This window comes from Streptomyces sp. NPDC058678, assembly GCF_042714835.1.
In the GTDB taxonomy this organism is placed as follows: Bacteria; Actinomycetota; Actinomycetes; order Streptomycetales; family Streptomycetaceae; genus Streptomyces.
The window spans coordinates 136,269-152,931 of sequence record NZ_JBHXSG010000001.1 but is presented as its reverse complement, the minus strand read 5'-3'; the positions used below and the strand labels follow the sequence as shown (position 1 = coordinate 152,931).

The window sequence follows — 16,663 nt, the reverse complement described above, 5'->3', positions numbered from 1 at the left end:
GGAGGTAACGTGGGCCGCGTGACCACGGAAGAGTCGCTGCGGCCCCAGTCCCTCATGCTGACGTTCCTGGGCGACCAGGTGCTCGGCCGGGACGTCTGTGTGTACTCGGGCAGTGTCATCGACGTGTTCGCGCGCGCCGGGGTCGGCGAGCAGGCGACGCGGTCGACGCTGACCCGCATGGTGAACCGCGGTCTGCTGCGCCGGCAGCGCGAGGGCCGCCGCATGTACTTCGGCCTGACCGAGCGCTCGGCGGCGGTCCTGCGGGACGGCGGCCGGCGCATCTGGCAGACCGGCGCGGTCAACCGGCACTGGGACGGCACCTGGACCCTGCTCGGCTTCTCCCTGCCCGAGTCCTGGCAGCGGCAGCGCCACGACCTGCGCTCCAAGCTCACCTGGAGCGGCTTCGGGCCGCTGTTCAGCGGCCTGTGGATCGCGCCCGGCCAGGTCGACGTGTCCTCGCTCGACGAGCTGGGACTGTCCGCCCACGTGAAGGTCTTCCGCGCGCACGCCGACGCCGGCATGGACATCGGCGCGATGATCGAGGAGACCTGGGAGCTGGCCGAACTGGCGGCGCGCTACGAGGAGTTCGTACGGCGCTGGCAGCCGTGGGAGGCCCGGCTGCCCACCCCCGACGACGCTTCGCCGGCCTCCGGGCGGGAGGATCCCCATCTCATCTCGTTCGCGCTACGGCTGCGGCTGTCCACCGAGTGGCTCCAGGTGATCCGCCGCGACCCGCGGCTGCCGGTCAGGCACCTGCCGGACGACTGGCCGGCGGAAGACGCCGAGAAGACGTTCCGGACGGTCCACGACCGGCTCACCCCGCTCGCCCGGGAGTGTGCGGAACGGATGCTCGACCTGGTGCCGGTGCGGGAGAGCGACTGAGCCCGCGACGCGCGAGGTGGCCCGTGCGGGTCGGCGGGCGCGGGCTCGGTCCCGTCGGTCTCAGGCGTAGAACCGCGACAGGCTCTGCAGCACCGCCGCCGGCTTCGCGCCGCCCTCGATCTCGATCGTCCCGTCCACAGCGATCTGCACACCGCCCGGCACGTCCTCGACCTCCGTCAGCCTCCCCACCAGCCGGATGCGCGAGCCCACCTTCACCGGGGCGGGGAACCGCACCTTGTTCAGGCCGTAGTTGACCTTCGTGGTCACGCCCTGGACGTCCAGCAGCTCGGTGAACAGCGGGATGAAGAGGGAGAGGGTGAGATAGCCGTGTGCGATGGGGGCGCCGAAGGGGCCCGCCGCGGCCTTCTCCGGGTCGACGTGGATCCACTGGTGGTCGCCGGTCGCGTCGGCGAAGGTGTTGATGCGCTCCTGGGTGACCTCGATCCACTCGCTCGTGCCGAGGTCGCTGCCGGCCAGCTTCTTCAGTTCGTCGAGGCCGTTGACGGTGATGCCCATGTGGATTTCCTTAGCTGGGAGTTGAACGTCAGGAGGGGGTGCCGAAGCGCTTGCGCACCCGGGACTTGAGGAGCTTGCCGGAGGCGGTGCGCGGGAGTTCGTCCGCGATGACGACCGACTTCGGGATCTTGTACTTGGCGAGCCGGCCGGCCAGCGAGGCCAGTACCTCGTCGGGGTCCGGCGAGGCACCCTCGCGCGGCACGACGACCGCGCGCGGCACCTCTCCCCACTTGTCGTCGGGCACACCGATGACCGCGCACTCGACGATGTCCGGGTGGGCGAGCAGCAGGTCCTCGATCTCGGCGGGGTAGATGTTCTCGCCACCCGAGATGATCATGTCCTTGAGGCGGTCGACGATGAAGACGTAGCCGTCCTCGTCGACGCGGGCGGCGTCCCCGCTGCGGAACCAGCCGTCCGCGAAGGAGGCGGCCGTCTCCTCGGGCAGCCCCCAGTAGCCGGGCATGACGTGCGGGCCGCGGACCATGACCTCGCCGGTCTCGTCGACGTCGACGGGAGCCAGGTCCGGTCGTACCACCCGTACGTCGCTGAAGAAGTGCGGCACCCCGGCCGAACCCGCCTTGCTCGCCGCGTGTTCGGCGTCCAGGAACAGGGTCCCGGGAGCCGCCTCCGTCATGCCGTAGCCCTGGAGGAAGGTCAGGCCCCGCTCCTGGTAGGCGGCGATCAGCGGCGACGGCACCGGGGAGCCGCCGCAGGTGAGGATCCGCAGGGACGACAGGTCGGCGTCCTTCCAGCGGGGGTGCCGGGCGATCTGATCGAACATCGTCGGCACGCCGAACATGAAGGTGATCCGGTGTCGTTCGACCAGGTCGAAGGTGGCGTCCGGGTCGAAGGCCTCGACCAGGACGCAGGCGCCGCCCTTCAGGAGGACCGGCAGGGTGAGCATGTTCAGGCCGGCCGTGTGGAACAACGGGGCGGAGACCAGGGCGCGTTCGTCGGCGATCAGGTCGGTGTCGACGAGGACGTTGATCGCGTTCCAGGTGAGGTTGCCGTGCGTGAGCATGGCGCCCTTGGGACGGCCGGTCGTGCCCGAGGTGTACATGATGATGCAGGTGTCGTCGGCCGCGACCGGCTCGTCGATGGGCTCCGCGTGGGCCTCGGACAGCGCTTGTTCGTATTCGGCGCCGACTTCGACGTACGTCCGCACGTCCGAGTTGCCCGGCAGGCCGGCCACCAGCCCCTGGAACGACGGGCCGTAGACGAGTGCCTTGGCACCGGAGTCGGCCAGCTGGTAGGCGATCTCGGGGCCGGCGAGGCGGGTGTTGAGGGGGACGAAGACCGCGCCGAGGGTGCCCGCCGCGAACAGCGTCTCCAGGTACGAGGGGTGGTTGGGGCCGAGGTAGGCGATGCGGTCGCCGCGTCGGATGCCCCGGGCACGCAGGGCGTGGGCGAGACGGGTGGTGCGTGTATGCAATGTGCGGTAGTCCGTCGACTGCCCACCGTGGACCAGGGCGGTGCGGTGCGGGGTCTTGCGGGCCCGGCGTGCGGGCCACGACCCCAGTCCCTCGTTGCGCATGTCACGCCCCTTACGGTTTGGTCAGCCCGAGCAGGCGGGCGGCGTTCTCCTTGAGGATCTTCGGCCGGACCTCGTCCTTGATCGGCAGCTTCGCGAAGTCGGCGAGCCAGCGGTCGGGGGTGAGGAGCGGGAAGTCCGAGCCGAAGAGCACCTTGTCCTTGAGCAGCGTGTTGGCGTACTGCACCAACTGCGGCGGGAAGTACTTCGGCGACCACCCGGACAGGTCGATGTACACGCCCGGTTTGTGGGTGGCGACCGCCAGGGCCTCGTCCTGCCAGGGGAAGGACGGGTGCGCCAGGATGATCTTCAGGTGCGGGAAGTCGGCCGCCACATCGTCCACGTGCAGCGGGTTCGAGTACTTGAGCCGGATCCCGCCCCCGCCGGGCACGCCGGCGCCGATACCGGTCTGGCCGGTGTGGAAGAGGGCGATGGTGCCGGTCTCCTCGATCACCTCGTAGAGGTCGTACGCCACCGAGCGGTCGTTGGGGAAGAAGCCCTGGACGCTGGGGTGGAACTTGAAGCCCTTCACCCCGTACTCCTCGACCAGGCGCCGGGCCTGCTTGACCCCCGCCTTCCCCCGGAAGGGGTCGATGGAGGCGAAGGGGATGAGGACGTCCGCGTTGGCGGCGGCCGCCTCGGCGACCTCCTCGTTGGGGACGGGGGCCGTGCCGGTCGCGGACTCGGCGTCCACCGTGAAGATCACGGCGGCCATCTTCCGCTCGCGGTAGTAGGCGGCCGTCTCCTCCAGGGTCGGCTTCCGCTTGCCCTCGACCTTGAAGTAGGCGGAGGAGGCGTCGTGCAGGTCGTCGTCCAGGGAGGAGTGGCCCTTGGAGGACACCTCCGCGTGGGTGTGGACGTCGATCGCGACGAGATCCTCGACATTGAGGGTCGTCATGGTCAGGCCTCCGGGAACTTGGGGGCCGGGATGCCGACCGTCTGGAGCTCGGCGCCGACCGACGTGGGGAAGGCGTCCGCCAGGGTCGCGGGGGTCCAGCCGCCGTCGGCGTAGGCCGCGCTGACCTCCTGCGGATGCGACCAGAGTGCCACCTTGTCGCCGCCGATGCCGATGGCCTGGCCGGTGATCGAGCGGGCCGCCTCGGAGGCGAGGAAGGGCACGAGGGCCGCACAGTCCTCGGGCGTACCGAAGCCCTCGCCCTTGCGGAGGAAGTCCGGCAGCGGCTCGCCGTTCTTCATGGCCTCGATGTACGGGGCGAAGGCGGGGATGGTCTCGGTCATCGCGGTGGCGGCGACCGGCACGATCGCGTTGACGGTGATGCCGGCGCGGCCGAGCTCCATGGACCAGGTGCGGGCCATGGCGGCGATGCCGGCCTTGGCGGCGGCGTAGTTGGTCTGCCCGAAGTTGCCGCGCTGTCCGGCCGGGGAGCCGACCAGGATCAGGCTGCCGCCCTCGCCCTGCTCGCGCATCCGCACGGCGGCGGCGCGGGCGCAGGTGAAGGTGCCCTTGAGGTGGGTGGTGATCACCGCGTCGAAGTCCTCGTCGGTCATCTTCCACAGCACCTTGTCGCGCAGGATGCCCGCGTTGGTGACCAGGATGTCGAGCCGCCCGAACTCCTCGACGGCACGGCCCACGAGCCGGTCGGCGGCCTCGGTCGTTCCGACCGGGACCACTTCGGCGACGGCGGTGCCGCCCGCCTCGGTGATGGACTTAACGGCCTGCTCGGCCACGGCCTCGTCGATGTCGTTGACGACCACGAAGGCGCCGTGGGCGGCCAGGGCGTGCGCGTAGGCGAGGCCGAGGCCCCGGCCGCTGCCGGTGACGACGGCGGCCTTGCCGGTGAGATCGATGCTGGGCACGGGCGGGTCCCTTCACAAGGTGACACGGGTGATGCGGCCGCGGCTGTGCGGCGTACAGATCGAAGCTAAGAGCAATAATTGGTGACGTCAATAGTTGTTGCCGCCCGGCCGGTGCGTCAGACTGGACGCAGCAACGCCTCGACGGCCGCCCAGCCACCGCTCAAGCACTGCACAGCAAGCCGAACCGCCCCACCCCGGGGCCTCTCCCAGGGAGCCCGCCATCGCTCGCCAGCCACGCGCCACCGACCACGCCGAAGGCCCTGCCCCGATCGACGCCGACGAGCCGTGGATGCGCGGGCTGCACGCGGACACCGGCTACCTCCTGTACCGGCTGGGCCTGCGCTCCGGACAGCTGTTCAACGGCTTCCTCCAGGAGTCCGGACTGCGCCTGCGCCACTACGCGCTGCTCCGCCTCCTGGCCACGTCCGGGGGCGCCCTGCAGCGCGAACTGAGCACGACCCTCGGCTACGACCCGAGCGCGATCGTCGGCCTGGTCGACGACCTGGAGAAGCTGGACTTCGCCGAGCGCCGACCCTCCCCGGACGACCGCCGCAGCCGCATCGTCGTCCTCACCGAAGCCGGCCGCGGCTTCCTGCGCGACACCGACGAGGCCGGCCTGCGGGTGACCAACGAACTGCTCGGCCCGCTCGACGCGACCGAGCGGGACGCGCTGCACGCACTGCTGCTGCGGATCGCGGAGGACGGACTCAACTGATGTTGTGCAAATGATTGACGGCCGCACGAAGGATGCCTAACTTCACCGTGGCAACCGGTGAAGTCCCCCACCGGTGACACCCCCACGCCAGCGGCATCAGGGAGCCCATCGTGCAGCCACCCCACGCGTCCGCACGTCAAACGTCCCCACAACAGCGGCAGTTGCGCCGCGTCGCCCTGTCCGGCCTACTCGGCACGGCAGTGGAGTTCTACGACTTCCTCGTCTACGGCACGGTCGCCGCACTGGTCTTCGGCGACCTGTTCTTCCCCGGCGCGGACCCCGCGGTCGGCACGATCGCGGCCTTCGGCACCTTCGCCGCGGGCTATGTGGCCCGCCCGCTCGGCGGCATCGTCTTCGGCCACTTCGGCGACCGTCTCGGCCGCAAGTCGATGATGCTGCTGACCATGGCCCTGATGGGCTGCGGCAGTTTCCTGATCGGCGTGCTGCCGACGTACGACATGATCGGCGTCTGGGCCCCCGTCCTCCTCGTCACCCTGCGCCTCGTGCAGGGCCTCGCGATCGGCGGCGAGTGGGGCGGCGCGACCCTGATGGTCGTCGAGCACGCCGAACGCGTCCAGGGATCCCGGCGCGGCCTGTGGTCCAGCTTCACCCAGCTCGGCGCCCCGCTCGGCTCCGTACTGTCGGCCGGCGTGGTCACGCTGGTCTCCGCCCTGCCCGACGACGACTTCCGCTCCTGGGGCTGGCGGGTGCCGTTCCTGCTGAGCATCCTGCTGCTGGCCGTCGGCATGTTCGTCCGCCTCAAGGTCGCGGAGAGCCCGCTGTTCGCCGAGGTGAAACCGGAGCGGTCGGCGAAGCCCCCGATCCTGGAGGTGCTGCGGCGGCCGAAGCCGGTCCTGCTGGCCGCCTGTGTCGGGATCGGCGCGTTCACCGCGCAGTCGCTGCTGACAGGATTCATGATTTCGTATGCGGTCGACCACGGGTACAGCCGTCCACAGGTGCTCGCCGCCGTGACCATCGCCTCGTGCGTGGCCCTGCTGGTGCTGCCCGCCGCGTCGGCGCTGTCCGACCGGGTCGGCCGCCGCCCGGTGGTCCTGGCCGGTGCTCTCGCCTCGGCCGCGCTCGCCTTCCCGGTACTGGCCCTGGTCGACTCCGGCTCCCCCGGCCTGCTGATCCTCGCCCTCGTCCTCGGCCACGGCATCGCCCAGTCCACGATGTACGGCCCGCTCGGCGCCCTGCTCACCGAGATGTTCGGCACCCGCGTCCGCTACACCGGCGCCTCCCTCGGCTACCAGGCCGCCACCCTCGTCGGCGCCGGCTTCTCGCCGCTGATCGCGAGCAGCCTGCTCGCCTCGAACGGCGGCGGCAGCACGCCCGTCTCCCTGCTGCTGTGCGGCGGCGCGGCGATCACCGCGCTCACCGTCTGGCGGATGCGCGAGACCCACACCGACACGCTCGACTCGTCCCCCACCCGCACCACCACCCCCACACCGGAAGGTGCTCCCCGATGAAGACCCGGACGCCCATCGCCTTACTGACCATCGCCCTGTGCGCGACGACCGCCCTGCCCGCGCAGGCACAGGCCCCGACGGACACCCACATCGAAGGCCAACTCCCTTCGGGCGCGGCCTACCTGATGGACGTACCCGCCGACTGGAACGGCACGGTCCTCCTCTTCAGCCACGGCTACCGCCCCGCCGGGTTGCCCAACCCGGCTCAGAACTCGCCCGATTCGGACTCCGGAGGGGCTGCGACCGCCCGCCTCCTGGCCGAGGGCTACGCCCTCATCGGCTCCTCGTACGCGACGAACGGCTGGGCCGTCACCGACGCGGTGCCCGACCAGCTCGCCACGCTGGACCTGTTCACGCAGAAGTTCGGTCCGGCCCGGCGGACACTCGCCTGGGGCAGGTCGTACGGCGGCCTCGTGACGACGGCACTGGCCGAACGGCACGCCGACCGCTTCGACGGATCGCTGTCGATGTGCGGGCTCGTCCAGGGCGGCGTCGCCAACTGGAACAGCACCCTGGATCCGGCGTACGCGCTGAAGACCCTGCTCGCGCCGGACGCCGACATCCCGCTCACCGGGTTCGCCGACCAGGCGTCCGCGGCCGACGCGTCGAAGGCCCTGGCCGCGAAGGTGGCCTCGGCCCAGCAGACGACGGCGGGCCGCGCCCGGATCGCACTGGCCGCCGCCCTGCACAACATCCCCGGCTACAACGACCCCGCACAGACCAAGCCCGGCCCGTCCGACTGGGACGGGCAGCAGGCCAACCAGTACGCGGCCGTCACCGGCCTCCTGACACGCCCCGCCTTCTCCTGGCGGCAGGAGGCGGAAAGCCGCGCCGGCGGCAACCCGTCCTGGAACACCGGCGTCGACTACACCGCCATGCTCGGACGCTCCCCGCTGTACAAGGAGGTGACGGAGCTCTACAAGGAAGCGGGCGTGTCACTGCGGGGCGACCTCACGGCCCTCGCCCGGGCACCGCGTATCGCCGCCGACCCCGCCGCCGTACGCTGGATGCGACACACCAGCAGCTTCACGGGCCGCCTCACCGACCCCCAGCTGAACATCCACACCACCGGCGACGCGCTGATCCCCGTACAGTCCGAGAGCGCCTACCGGCGGGCGGCCACCGCCGCCGGCGCGGGCCCACTGCTCAGCCAGGCCTACGTCGACGGCCCCGGACACTGCACCTTCACCACCGGCGAGACGCTCGGCGCCCTGCACACCCTGGAGCACCGACTGGACACCGGCCGCTGGGACACCTCGCCCGCCACCCTCAACTCCCGTGCCCAGCAGGAGGACCCGACCACAGCGAGCCGTTACGTCGCGTACCGGCCGACCACCTACCCCCGCCCGTACGACCTCGCCCACCCGGGAGACGCCCGGCCATGACCACCCGCTCCGCGCCCGACCGGCTGCTGTCCGTCCTCGCCGCGTTCGACCACGAACACCCGGCGCTGAGCCTGACGGACATCAGCCGGCGGGCCGGGCTGACCCTGACCACCGCCCACCGGCTCGTCGGCGCCCTCACCGCATGGGGCGCCCTCGAACGCGACGAGACCGGCACGTACCACGTCGGACTGCGCCTGTGGGAGGTCGCGGCGCTCGCTCCCCGCGCCCTCGCACTGCGGCAGGTCGCGCTGCCGTACCTGGAGGACCTGTACGAAGCCACGCACGAGAACGTGCAGTTGGCGGTGCGCGACGGCGCGGAGGTCGTCTACATCGAGTGGATCTCCGGCCGCTCCGCGGTCGGCGTCCACATCCGCGTCGGAGCCCGCTGGCCCCTGCACGTCACCGGCGTCGGCCTCGCACTGCTGGCCTACGGCGACCCGGACCTCCAGGAGGAGTACTGCGCCCGCCCGCTCGCCTCCTACACCCCGCACACGATCACCGACCCGAGCCGACTGCGCCGCGTACTGGCCGAAGTACGCCGCTCGGGCGTCGCGGTGAGCGACCGCCAGGTCACCGAGGACGCCCTGTCGGTGGCCGCCCCGGTACGCGGCCCCGACGGGACGCTGGTCGCGGCCGTGTCGGTCGTCGTGCCTCAGGACGGCGCACAGGTCCCGACGCTGATTCCGGCGGTGCGGCTGGCGGCACGGGGGATCTCGCGGGCGCTGGGGTGGCAGCCGGAGGGGAGCCGGGCGTAGGCGGACGGTCGGCGCTGCCGACAACCGTCAGCGGGAGTGGGCGTGTTCCTCGTCGCGGGCCGCCTCCGCTGCCGTGGTCTCCGGTGCCGCCGTCTCCTGTGACCGGGGCTTTCCGGCGGCCCGGAGGCCGGGCAGGACGGCGAGGACGATCACCGTGCCGACGGCCATGATGATCCCGCCGACGAGGCTGGTCCGGGCGACGGCGTGGGCGAAGGACTCGTGGACGGCGTCGATCAGGGCCTGCGCCTGCCGAGGGCCGGCGGAGGGGCTCTGCGCCAGCTGCTCGGCGACCGCGAGACCGCCGCCCACCGAGTCCTTGGCCGTGTCCATCGCGGTGGCCGGGAGCCGGCCGCCGGCCAGGTCGGTCAGCTCGTTGCGGTAGGCGGTGCCCAGCAGCGAGCCGAGGATCGCGATGCCGAGGGAGCCGCCGAGTTCGAGCGCGGTGTCGTTGGCTCCGCCGCCGACACCCAGCTCGGCCTCCGGGAAGGAGCCCATGACGGCCTCAGCGGCCTCAGCGGCCGGACCTCTCGCCGAGGCAGTCGTCGTCGCCCTCACCGGGCCGACGACGCTACGGGCGCGGGCGCCCGGTCAGGCACCGGCGGCGGGCCGCGGAACCCCCGTCGACACGACGTCGTCGACCACCGCACGCGCCCGCTCCTGAGGCACGCCGGCCGCGATCAGCGTGGCGACGGCGACGCGGGTGCCGTCGTCCTCCAGAGCCCCGGTGTTGACCTCCTCCAGCAGGGCGAGGGTCATCGCCTCCAGGGCGGCGCTCAGCACGGCGGGCGGCAGGTGGGTGTGGAAGACGCCGTCCCGCCGGCCCCGGTCGAGGATGGCGGTGACCTCCGCGCGGGCCGGTGCCAGGATCTCCGCGACGCGCTCCGCGCCCAGATCGTGCCGGGCGAGGGCCAGGAGCATCCGGTAGCGGTCGCCCACGGGCCACATCGCGAACACGAAGTACGCGAGTGCCCGCTCGGCCGGGTCGGCCGGCCGCGCACCGCCCTCGACCGCCGCCCGAAGGGTCTCGCAGGCCTCCTCGGCGAGGGCCTCCAGCAGCGCGGCACGGCCGGGGAAGTGTCCGAAGAGGGTGCGCCGTACGACACCGGAGGCCCGCGCCAGCTCCTCCAGGGTGATGTCCGGGTTCCGCCCGAGCTCCTGGCGGGCCGTGGCCAGGATCCGCGCCCGGTTGGACCGCGCGTTGCGTCGCAGCGGCTCACGGGCGACGGACTTGGTCACAGCGACAACCTCGGTCTGATCAGTACGGGCGCGACAGGTACGGGAGCAGCAGGTACGGGAGTGACAAGTACGGCAGCGACAAGCGCGGGTGCGGTGACGCAGGGGCAAAGGGCGCAGCCATTCTGGCACGGAGGCCCCTGCCTGGCAGCCGGTGCCCGGCCCCGGCGTGGCTCCGGGGCCCGCTCGGCGTCTCCTCACCCAAATCTCAGACGGCGGCCCGGGCCTTCAAAGGATCAACCCAGGTACGGGGCGCACGATGCACACGCAAAGACGGATATCTCAGGAAGGCGTGTCGTGGGCGTCCCGCACATATCGAACCGGTCCGAGCGGCAGTCGAAGGGGTGGTCCCGGCGCGGGCTGCTCGGGGTGCTCGGCGCGGTCCCCGCCGCAGCCGTTCTGACCGGGTGCGGTGGTGGCGCGGCGGACGCCTCGGACGGGAAGACGCCCACGACAAACACGACGTCCACGACTTCCGCGCGGGTCGCCGGGAAGAAGACGGTCATCGCCGTCACTCCCGCCGACGGCACCAAGAAGGCCGCTTTCACCAGCCCCGTCGAGGTCACCGTCACCGACGGCGCTCTCACCTCCGTGAAGGTCACCGGCAACGACGGTTCCACGCTGACCGGCTCCTTCGACGACACGCGGACGGGGTGGACTTCCACCCAGAACCCGTACTCGGGGACCATGTACACGGTCGCGGCCAAGGCCGACGACGGCGCCGGGAAGACCGCGACCTTCACCACCAGGTCGCCCGGCGAGACCTTCGTCGGCCACTTCACGCCCGAGGCGAACTCCACGTCCGGTGTCGGCATGCCCGTGTCGGTCAACTTCACGCATGCGGTGACGAACAAGGCGGCTGTCGAGAAGGCGATCACGGTGACCGCCGAACCGGCTGTCGAGGTCGTCGGCCACTGGTTCGGCGACACCCGGCTCGACTTCCGGCCCGAGACGTACTGGGCGGCCGGGACCACCATCACGCTCGGTCTGCGGTTGAAGGACGTCGAGGGAACGGATGATGTCTACGGTATACAGTCGAAGGACGTCACTTTTCACATCGGCCGCGAGCAGATCAGCACGGTCGACCTCGCCACCAAGCGGATGACGGTCCGCCGTGCCGGCGCGACCGTTGCCACCTACCCGGTCAGCGGCGGCGACGCCGACCACACCACCTGGTCCGGGATCATGGTGATCAGCGAACGGTTCAAGCAGACCCGCATGGAGTCCTCGACCGTCGGCCTCGGCGACGAGTACGACATCGCCGACGTCCCGCACGCCCAGCGCCTGACCACGTCCGGCACCTTCGTCCACGGCAACTACTGGGCGTCCGCCTCGGTGTTCGGCAGTGAGAACACCAGCCACGGCTGCGTCGGCCTGCACGACGCGAAGGGCGCGAACGACAGCTCCGTGGACGGTTACAAGTTCTACGAGAGCTCGATGCTCGGTGACGTCGTCATCGTGAAGAACTCCGGCGAGGACACCGTCGATCCGGCCAACGGGCTCAACGGCTGGAACCTGTCGTGGCAGGACTGGAAGGCGGGCAGCGCGCTTTAGCACATGGGCGACTTCAGCGGGTTAACTCACCTGGGGCAAAAGGAGTTTCACTGTTACACCTCTTGACGGCCGGAGCGGCCGGGAGCACATTGGGCGCACTTTGAGAGCGCTCTCAGAGGGCTCTCAAGGTGTCTCCAAGGCACCCGCGCATCCCCTTCCGTACCCGAGAGGCCCCCCCACCATGAGTGAACCCTCCGGCATACCCCACCCCGCCGGCACGTCCCGCAGACGGCGCCCCCTGCGCCGGGCGCTCGTCGCCGTCATCAGCACCCTGGGGCTCGCGGCGGCCGCCGCCACGGTCGCCTCCCCCGCCGCGAACGCCTCCGCGCCCACGCCCCCGGCGGGCTGGTCGCAGGTCTTCCTCGACGACTTCACCGGCGCCGCGGGCACCGGCGTCAACACCTCCAACTGGCAGTACGCAACCGGGACTTCGTATCCAGGCGGCCCTGCCAACTGGGGCACCGGCGAGGTCGAGACGATGACGAACAGCACGAACAACGTCTCGCTCGACGGCAACGGCAACCTGCGCATCACCCCCCTGCGCAGCGCGGCCGGCAGCTGGACCTCGGGCCGCATCGAGACCAACCGCACCGACTTCCAGCCCCCGTCGGGCGGCAAACTCCGCGTCGAGGCCCGCATCCAGATGCCGAACGTCACCGGCACCGCCGCGGAGGGCTACTGGCCCGCGTTCTGGATGCTGGGGGCGCCCTACCGGGGCAACTACCAGAACTGGCCGAGCGTCGGCGAGCTGGACATCATGGAGAACGTCCAGGGCCGCAACACCGTGTGGGCCACGATGCACTGCGGCACCAATCCGGGCGGACCGTGCAACGAGACGACCGGCATAGGCAACTCGACCGCGTGTCCGGGCACGACCTGCCAGTCCGGCTTCCACACCTACACGATGGAGTGGGACCGCTCGGCAAGCCCGGAAGCCATCCGCTTCTCCGTCGACGGCGTCAACTTCCACACCGTCACCGCCAACCAGGTCGACGCGACGACCTGGACCAACGCCACCAACCACGGCTTCTTCATCATCCTGAACGTGGCGATGGGCGGCGCCTTCCCCGACGCGTTCGGCGGCGGCCTGGACGGCGACACCCGCTCCGGCGTCCCGATGGTCGTCGACTACGTCCAGGTGCTGTCGGCCGCCGGGGGCGGTTCCACCACTCCCCCGCCGACCGGCAACCGTGACGCCTACAGCGCCATCCAGGCCGAGTCCTACGACGGCCAGTCCGGCACCAGCACCGAGACCACCTCCGACACCGGCGGCGGCCAGAACATCGGCTCCCTCGCAGGCGGCGACTGGGCCCTCTACCGGGGCGTCAACTTCGGCTCCACGGCGGCCACCCAGTTCGTCGCCCGCGTGGCGAGCGGCGCGGCGGGCGGGGTCAGCGGTCTGGTCGAGGTCCGCCTGGACAGCCGTACCAGCACACCCGTCGGCAGCTTCTCGCTGGCCAACACGGGCGGCTGGCAGTCGTGGCGGACGGTCCCCGCGAACATCAGCTCGGTCACCGGCACCCACGACGTCTACCTGACGTTCACGAGCGGCCAGCCGGCGGACTTCGTGAACGTGAACTGGTTCAACTTCGGCCGCTGACCCGCGGCCCCGCTTCCCCGAACGGGGCTCCACGCACGCGTGGAGCCCCGTTCTCGTGTCGCGGCGTCAGCGCAGCTCCGCCCGGAACGCCGCCGGCGTCATCTCCGTGTGCTGCTGGAAGAACTTCGAGAAGTTCGCCGCGTCCGGGAATCCGACCGCCGCTCCGACGCGGCCGATCGGCAGCTCCGTGTGGGCCAGCAGCCGTTTGGCCTCCAGGATCACGCGCTTGTCGATGAAGCCCTTGGGGGTCTCGCCGGTGGCGGCCCGGACCGCGCGCACGAGGGTCCGGCGGGAGTAGCCGAGGGCATCGGCGTAGGCGCTGACGCTGTGGTTGGTGGCGAAGCCCTTCTCGACGGCGTTCCGGAAGAGGGTGAAGGTCGTGTCGTCCTGCCGCCGGGCCGCCTCCGCGGAGCTGGCCGCCAGATGGGCCAGGCGCAGCAGGAACGCGGTCAGCGAGTGGCGCAGCACCGAGGTGTGCAGGCCGGCCGGGAGGGTGCCGGCGTCCTCGTACTCGCGTTGCAGTTGGGCGAGGGCGGCCCGCAGGGCGGTGAGCTGGGGTTCGTCGGGGCGCAGCAGGGGCGGCAGGTCGTAGCGGTACAGGCCGGTGGCCTCGACGGTGGCGCGGGGCAGGAAGCCGGGCTGCATGGTCAGGACGGTTCCGCGGTACTCGCTGCTCGGCGAGAAGCGGTGGACCTGCCCCGGGCGGATCCACAGCAGGTCGCCGGCCGTCGCCTCGTACTCGGCGAAGTCGATCATGTGGCGTACGGGACCGTCACCGAAGAGCATGACGACATGGAAGTCGATGCGGTGGACGCGTTCCAGTGGCGCGTCGGCGTGCCAGGTACGGCCGGTGCCCATCGGTCCGACTTGCATGCCGACACCGCCGACGCTCAGTTCGACCGGGAAGGGGAACGTTCTGATCCCGTCCACGCCACCGTCGCCGTCTCCGCCTTGGATGGTTCTGTCCGCCATGTCTCTCTCGTGCCGCCTCGGTCGAGCCGTCCGTGTCCCACTTTCACCACAGGCTGGCACACGGCCACCTTCCCCCGTAAAAGTCAGACTTTTAAGTTTGAAGGCAACAGACCAGCCACTTCGCTCCGATCTAGGACTTCTTGAAGATGACCACGCAGACACCGGACAGCTTCGAATGGACCGACCTCGACCGGCGTGCCGTCGACACCGCCCGTCTCCTGGCGGCCGATGCCGTGCAGCGGGTCGGGAACGGACACCCGGGCACCGCGATGAGCCTGGCTCCGGCGGCGTACACGATCTTTCAGAAGGTGATGCGTCACGATCCGGCGGACCCGGAGTGGACGGGCCGTGACCGCTTCGTACTGTCCCCCGGACACACCTCGCTCACCCTGTACACCCAGCTCTTCCTGGCCGGGTACGAGCTGGAACTCGACGACCTGAAGGCCTTCCGGACCCACGGATCGAAGACGCCCGGTCACCCCGAGTACGGCCACACCGCCGGCGTCGAGACCACCACCGGTCCGCTGGGCCAGGGTGTGGCGAACGCGGTGGGCATGGCGATGGCCGCCCGGTACGAGCGCGGCCTGTTCGACCCCGAGGCCCCCGAGGGCGAGTCCCCGTTCGACCACACCATCTGGGCGATCGTCTCCGACGGCGACCTGGAGGAGGGCATCTCCGCCGAGGCCTCCTCGCTGGCCGGCCACCAGAAGCTCGGCAACCTCGTCTTCCTCTACGACGACAACCACATCTCCATCGAGGGCGACACGGCGACCGCGTTCTCCGAGGACGTACTGAAGCGGTACGAGGCGTACGGCTGGCACGTGCAGCGGATCGAGCCCGGCGCCGACGGCGACATCGACGTGCACGCCCTGCACGCGGCCCTCAGGTCCGCCCAGGCCGAGACCGGGCGGCCCTCGATCATCGCGATGCGCACGATCATCGCCTGGCCCGCGCCGAACGCGCGGAACACCGAGGCCGCGCACGGCTCGGCGCTCGGTGATGACGAGGTCGCCGCCACCAAGCGGGTGCTGGGCTTCGACCCGGAACGGTCCTTCGAGGTGGCGGACGAGGTGCTCGCCCACTCCCGCCGGGCCCTGGACCGGGGCGCCGAGGCGCACGCCGCCTGGGACAAGCGCATCGACAAGTGGCGCGGCGCCCAGCCCGAGCGCGCGAAGCTCTTCGACCGGGTCGTCGCGGGTCAGCTGCCCGCGGGCTGGGAGGACGCTCTGCCGGTCTTCGAGGCGGGCAAGTCCCTCGCCACCCGCGCCGCGTCCGGCAAGGTGCTCCAGGCGCTGGGCGAGGTCGTCCCGGAGCTGTGGGGCGGCTCGGCCGACCTGGCCGGCTCCAACAACACCACCATCGACAAGACGAGTTCCTTCCTCCCGGCCGGCAACCCGCTGCCGGAGGCCGACCCGTACGGCCGCACGATCCACTTCGGCATCCGCGAGCACTCCATGGCCGCGGAGATGAACGGCATCGCCCTGCACGGCAACACCCGCATCTACGGCGGCACCTTCCTCGTCTTCTCCGACTACATGCGCAACGCCGTACGCCTGTCCGCGCTGATGCAGCTGCCCGTGACGTACGTGTGGACGCACGACTCCATCGGCCTGGGCGAGGACGGCCCCACCCACCAGCCCGTCGAACACCTCGCCTCGCTGCGCGCCATCCCGGGCCTGAACCTCGTGCGGCCGGCCGACGCCAACGAGACCGCGATCGCCTGGCGCGAGATCCTCAAGCGGCACGCCACCAACCCCGCCCCGCACGGCCTCGCCCTCACCCGCCAGGGCGTACCCACGTACGCGCCCAACGAGGACGCGGCTCGCGGCGGTTACGTGCTGGAGGAGGCCTCCACCGAGGCTCCCGAGGTCGTCCTGATCGCCACCGGCTCCGAGGTCCAGCTCGCCGTGGCCGCGCGGGAACAGCTGGAGGCCGAGGGAGTCGGCACCCGGGTGGTGTCGATGCCGTCCGTGGAGTGGTTCGAGGAGCAGCCCCGGGAGTACCGCGAGAGCGTCCTTCCGCCGTCCGTGAGGGCCCGCGTCGCGGTGGAGGCCGGTATCGGCCTGACCTGGTACCGGTTCGTGGGTGACGCGGGACGCATCGTCTCCCTCGAACACTTCGGTGCCTCCGCCGACGCGAAGATCCTGTTCGCCGAGTACGGCTTCACCGCCGAGAACGTCGCCGCGGCGGCCCGCGAATCGCTCGCTGCCGCGCGTGGTTGATCCGATCGCCC

At 71.1% G+C, this 16,663-nt stretch carries 14 protein-coding genes and 1 pseudogene; 8 read left to right on the top strand and 7 right to left on the bottom strand.

From position 1 onward, the window contains the following. Positions 1-18: 18 nt before the first annotated feature. Positions 19-882, top strand: a complete 864-nt coding sequence (locus tag ACFWWR_RS00620) for a PaaX family transcriptional regulator C-terminal domain-containing protein (RefSeq protein ID WP_384301183.1) — start codon at positions 19-21, stop codon at positions 880-882. Between the two features lie 60 nt (positions 883-942). On the opposite strand, the gene ACFWWR_RS00615 is transcribed toward ACFWWR_RS00620, so the two are convergent. The 4 genes from ACFWWR_RS00615 to ACFWWR_RS00600 are packed head-to-tail and all read right to left on the bottom strand — an operon-like array spanning position 943 to position 4,747. Beyond that, the gene (locus ACFWWR_RS00615) at positions 943-1,398 is read right to left on the bottom strand and encodes a MaoC family dehydratase (RefSeq protein ID WP_383866200.1); all 456 of its coding nucleotides are present in this window, start codon (positions 1,396-1,398) and stop codon (positions 943-945) included. A 28-nt stretch (positions 1,399-1,426) separates the two neighbouring features. Then, positions 1,427-2,932, bottom strand: coding sequence for an o-succinylbenzoate--CoA ligase (gene menE / locus ACFWWR_RS00610; protein ID WP_383866198.1), 1,506 nt, complete (start codon positions 2,930-2,932; stop codon positions 1,427-1,429). 10 nt (positions 2,933-2,942) lie between these two features. Next, positions 2,943-3,827 carry an amidohydrolase family protein gene (locus ACFWWR_RS00605; protein ID WP_383866196.1) on the bottom strand — a complete coding sequence of 295 codons (885 nt, stop codon included), beginning with the start codon at positions 3,825-3,827 and terminating at the stop codon, positions 2,943-2,945. A 2-nt stretch (positions 3,828-3,829) separates the two neighbouring features. Further along, positions 3,830-4,747 (bottom strand): SDR family NAD(P)-dependent oxidoreductase, encoded by a 918-nt coding sequence (locus tag ACFWWR_RS00600; protein WP_384301181.1) that lies wholly within the window; start codon positions 4,745-4,747, stop codon positions 3,830-3,832. A gap of 289 nt (positions 4,748-5,036) precedes the next feature. Between ACFWWR_RS00600 and ACFWWR_RS00595 the strand changes: the two genes are divergently transcribed. From ACFWWR_RS00595 to ACFWWR_RS00580, 4 genes are all read left to right on the top strand, one after another. After that, entirely contained in the window at positions 5,037-5,462 is a 426-nt protein-coding gene (locus ACFWWR_RS00595) for a MarR family winged helix-turn-helix transcriptional regulator (RefSeq protein ID WP_384301177.1), read from the top strand. A gap of 110 nt (positions 5,463-5,572) precedes the next feature. After that, on the top strand, positions 5,573-6,931 hold the full coding sequence (locus tag ACFWWR_RS00590; protein ID WP_383866190.1) for an MFS transporter: 1,359 nt from the start codon (positions 5,573-5,575) through the stop codon (positions 6,929-6,931). Next, positions 6,928-8,316 carry an alpha/beta hydrolase family protein gene (locus ACFWWR_RS00585; RefSeq protein ID WP_384301173.1) on the top strand — a complete coding sequence of 463 codons (1,389 nt, stop codon included), beginning with the start codon at positions 6,928-6,930 and terminating at the stop codon, positions 8,314-8,316. Before ACFWWR_RS00590 ends, ACFWWR_RS00585 begins: the two co-directional genes overlap by 4 nt. After that, positions 8,313-9,071 carry an IclR family transcriptional regulator gene (locus tag ACFWWR_RS00580; RefSeq protein ID WP_383866186.1) on the top strand — a complete coding sequence of 253 codons (759 nt, stop codon included), beginning with the start codon at positions 8,313-8,315 and terminating at the stop codon, positions 9,069-9,071. The genes ACFWWR_RS00585 and ACFWWR_RS00580 overlap by 4 nt, the downstream gene beginning before the upstream one ends. 27 nt (positions 9,072-9,098) lie before the next feature. On the opposite strand, the pseudogene ACFWWR_RS00575 reads toward ACFWWR_RS00580, so the two are convergent. Beyond that, a pseudogene (locus ACFWWR_RS00575) lies at positions 9,099-9,581 on the bottom strand (MFS transporter); the annotation flags it as partial. A 78-nt stretch (positions 9,582-9,659) separates the two neighbouring features. Further along, complete coding sequence (locus ACFWWR_RS00570; RefSeq protein ID WP_383866184.1) at positions 9,660-10,307, bottom strand: TetR/AcrR family transcriptional regulator; 648 nt, start codon at positions 10,305-10,307, stop codon at positions 9,660-9,662. A 294-nt stretch (positions 10,308-10,601) separates the two neighbouring features. On the opposite strand from ACFWWR_RS00570, the gene ACFWWR_RS00565 reads away from it, so the two are divergent. Continuing rightward, positions 10,602-11,858: an Ig-like domain-containing protein gene (locus ACFWWR_RS00565; RefSeq protein WP_384301168.1), complete on the top strand. Its 1,257-nt coding sequence runs from the start codon at positions 10,602-10,604 to the stop codon at positions 11,856-11,858. Positions 11,859-12,039: 181 nt separating this feature from the next. Further along, on the top strand, positions 12,040-13,458 hold the full coding sequence (locus tag ACFWWR_RS00560; protein WP_383866180.1) for a glycoside hydrolase family 16 protein: 1,419 nt from the start codon (positions 12,040-12,042) through the stop codon (positions 13,456-13,458). Positions 13,459-13,524: 66 nt separating this feature from the next. On the opposite strand, the gene ACFWWR_RS00555 is transcribed toward ACFWWR_RS00560, so the two are convergent. Continuing rightward, complete coding sequence (locus tag ACFWWR_RS00555; protein ID WP_383866178.1) at positions 13,525-14,430, bottom strand: AraC family transcriptional regulator; 906 nt, start codon at positions 14,428-14,430, stop codon at positions 13,525-13,527. A 146-nt stretch (positions 14,431-14,576) separates the two neighbouring features. Here ACFWWR_RS00555 and tkt point away from each other — a divergent pair, with 146 nt between their 5' ends. Then, entirely contained in the window at positions 14,577-16,652 is a 2,076-nt protein-coding gene (gene tkt / locus ACFWWR_RS00550) for a transketolase (RefSeq protein ID WP_383866176.1), read from the top strand. Positions 16,653-16,663: the final 11 nt, after the last annotated feature.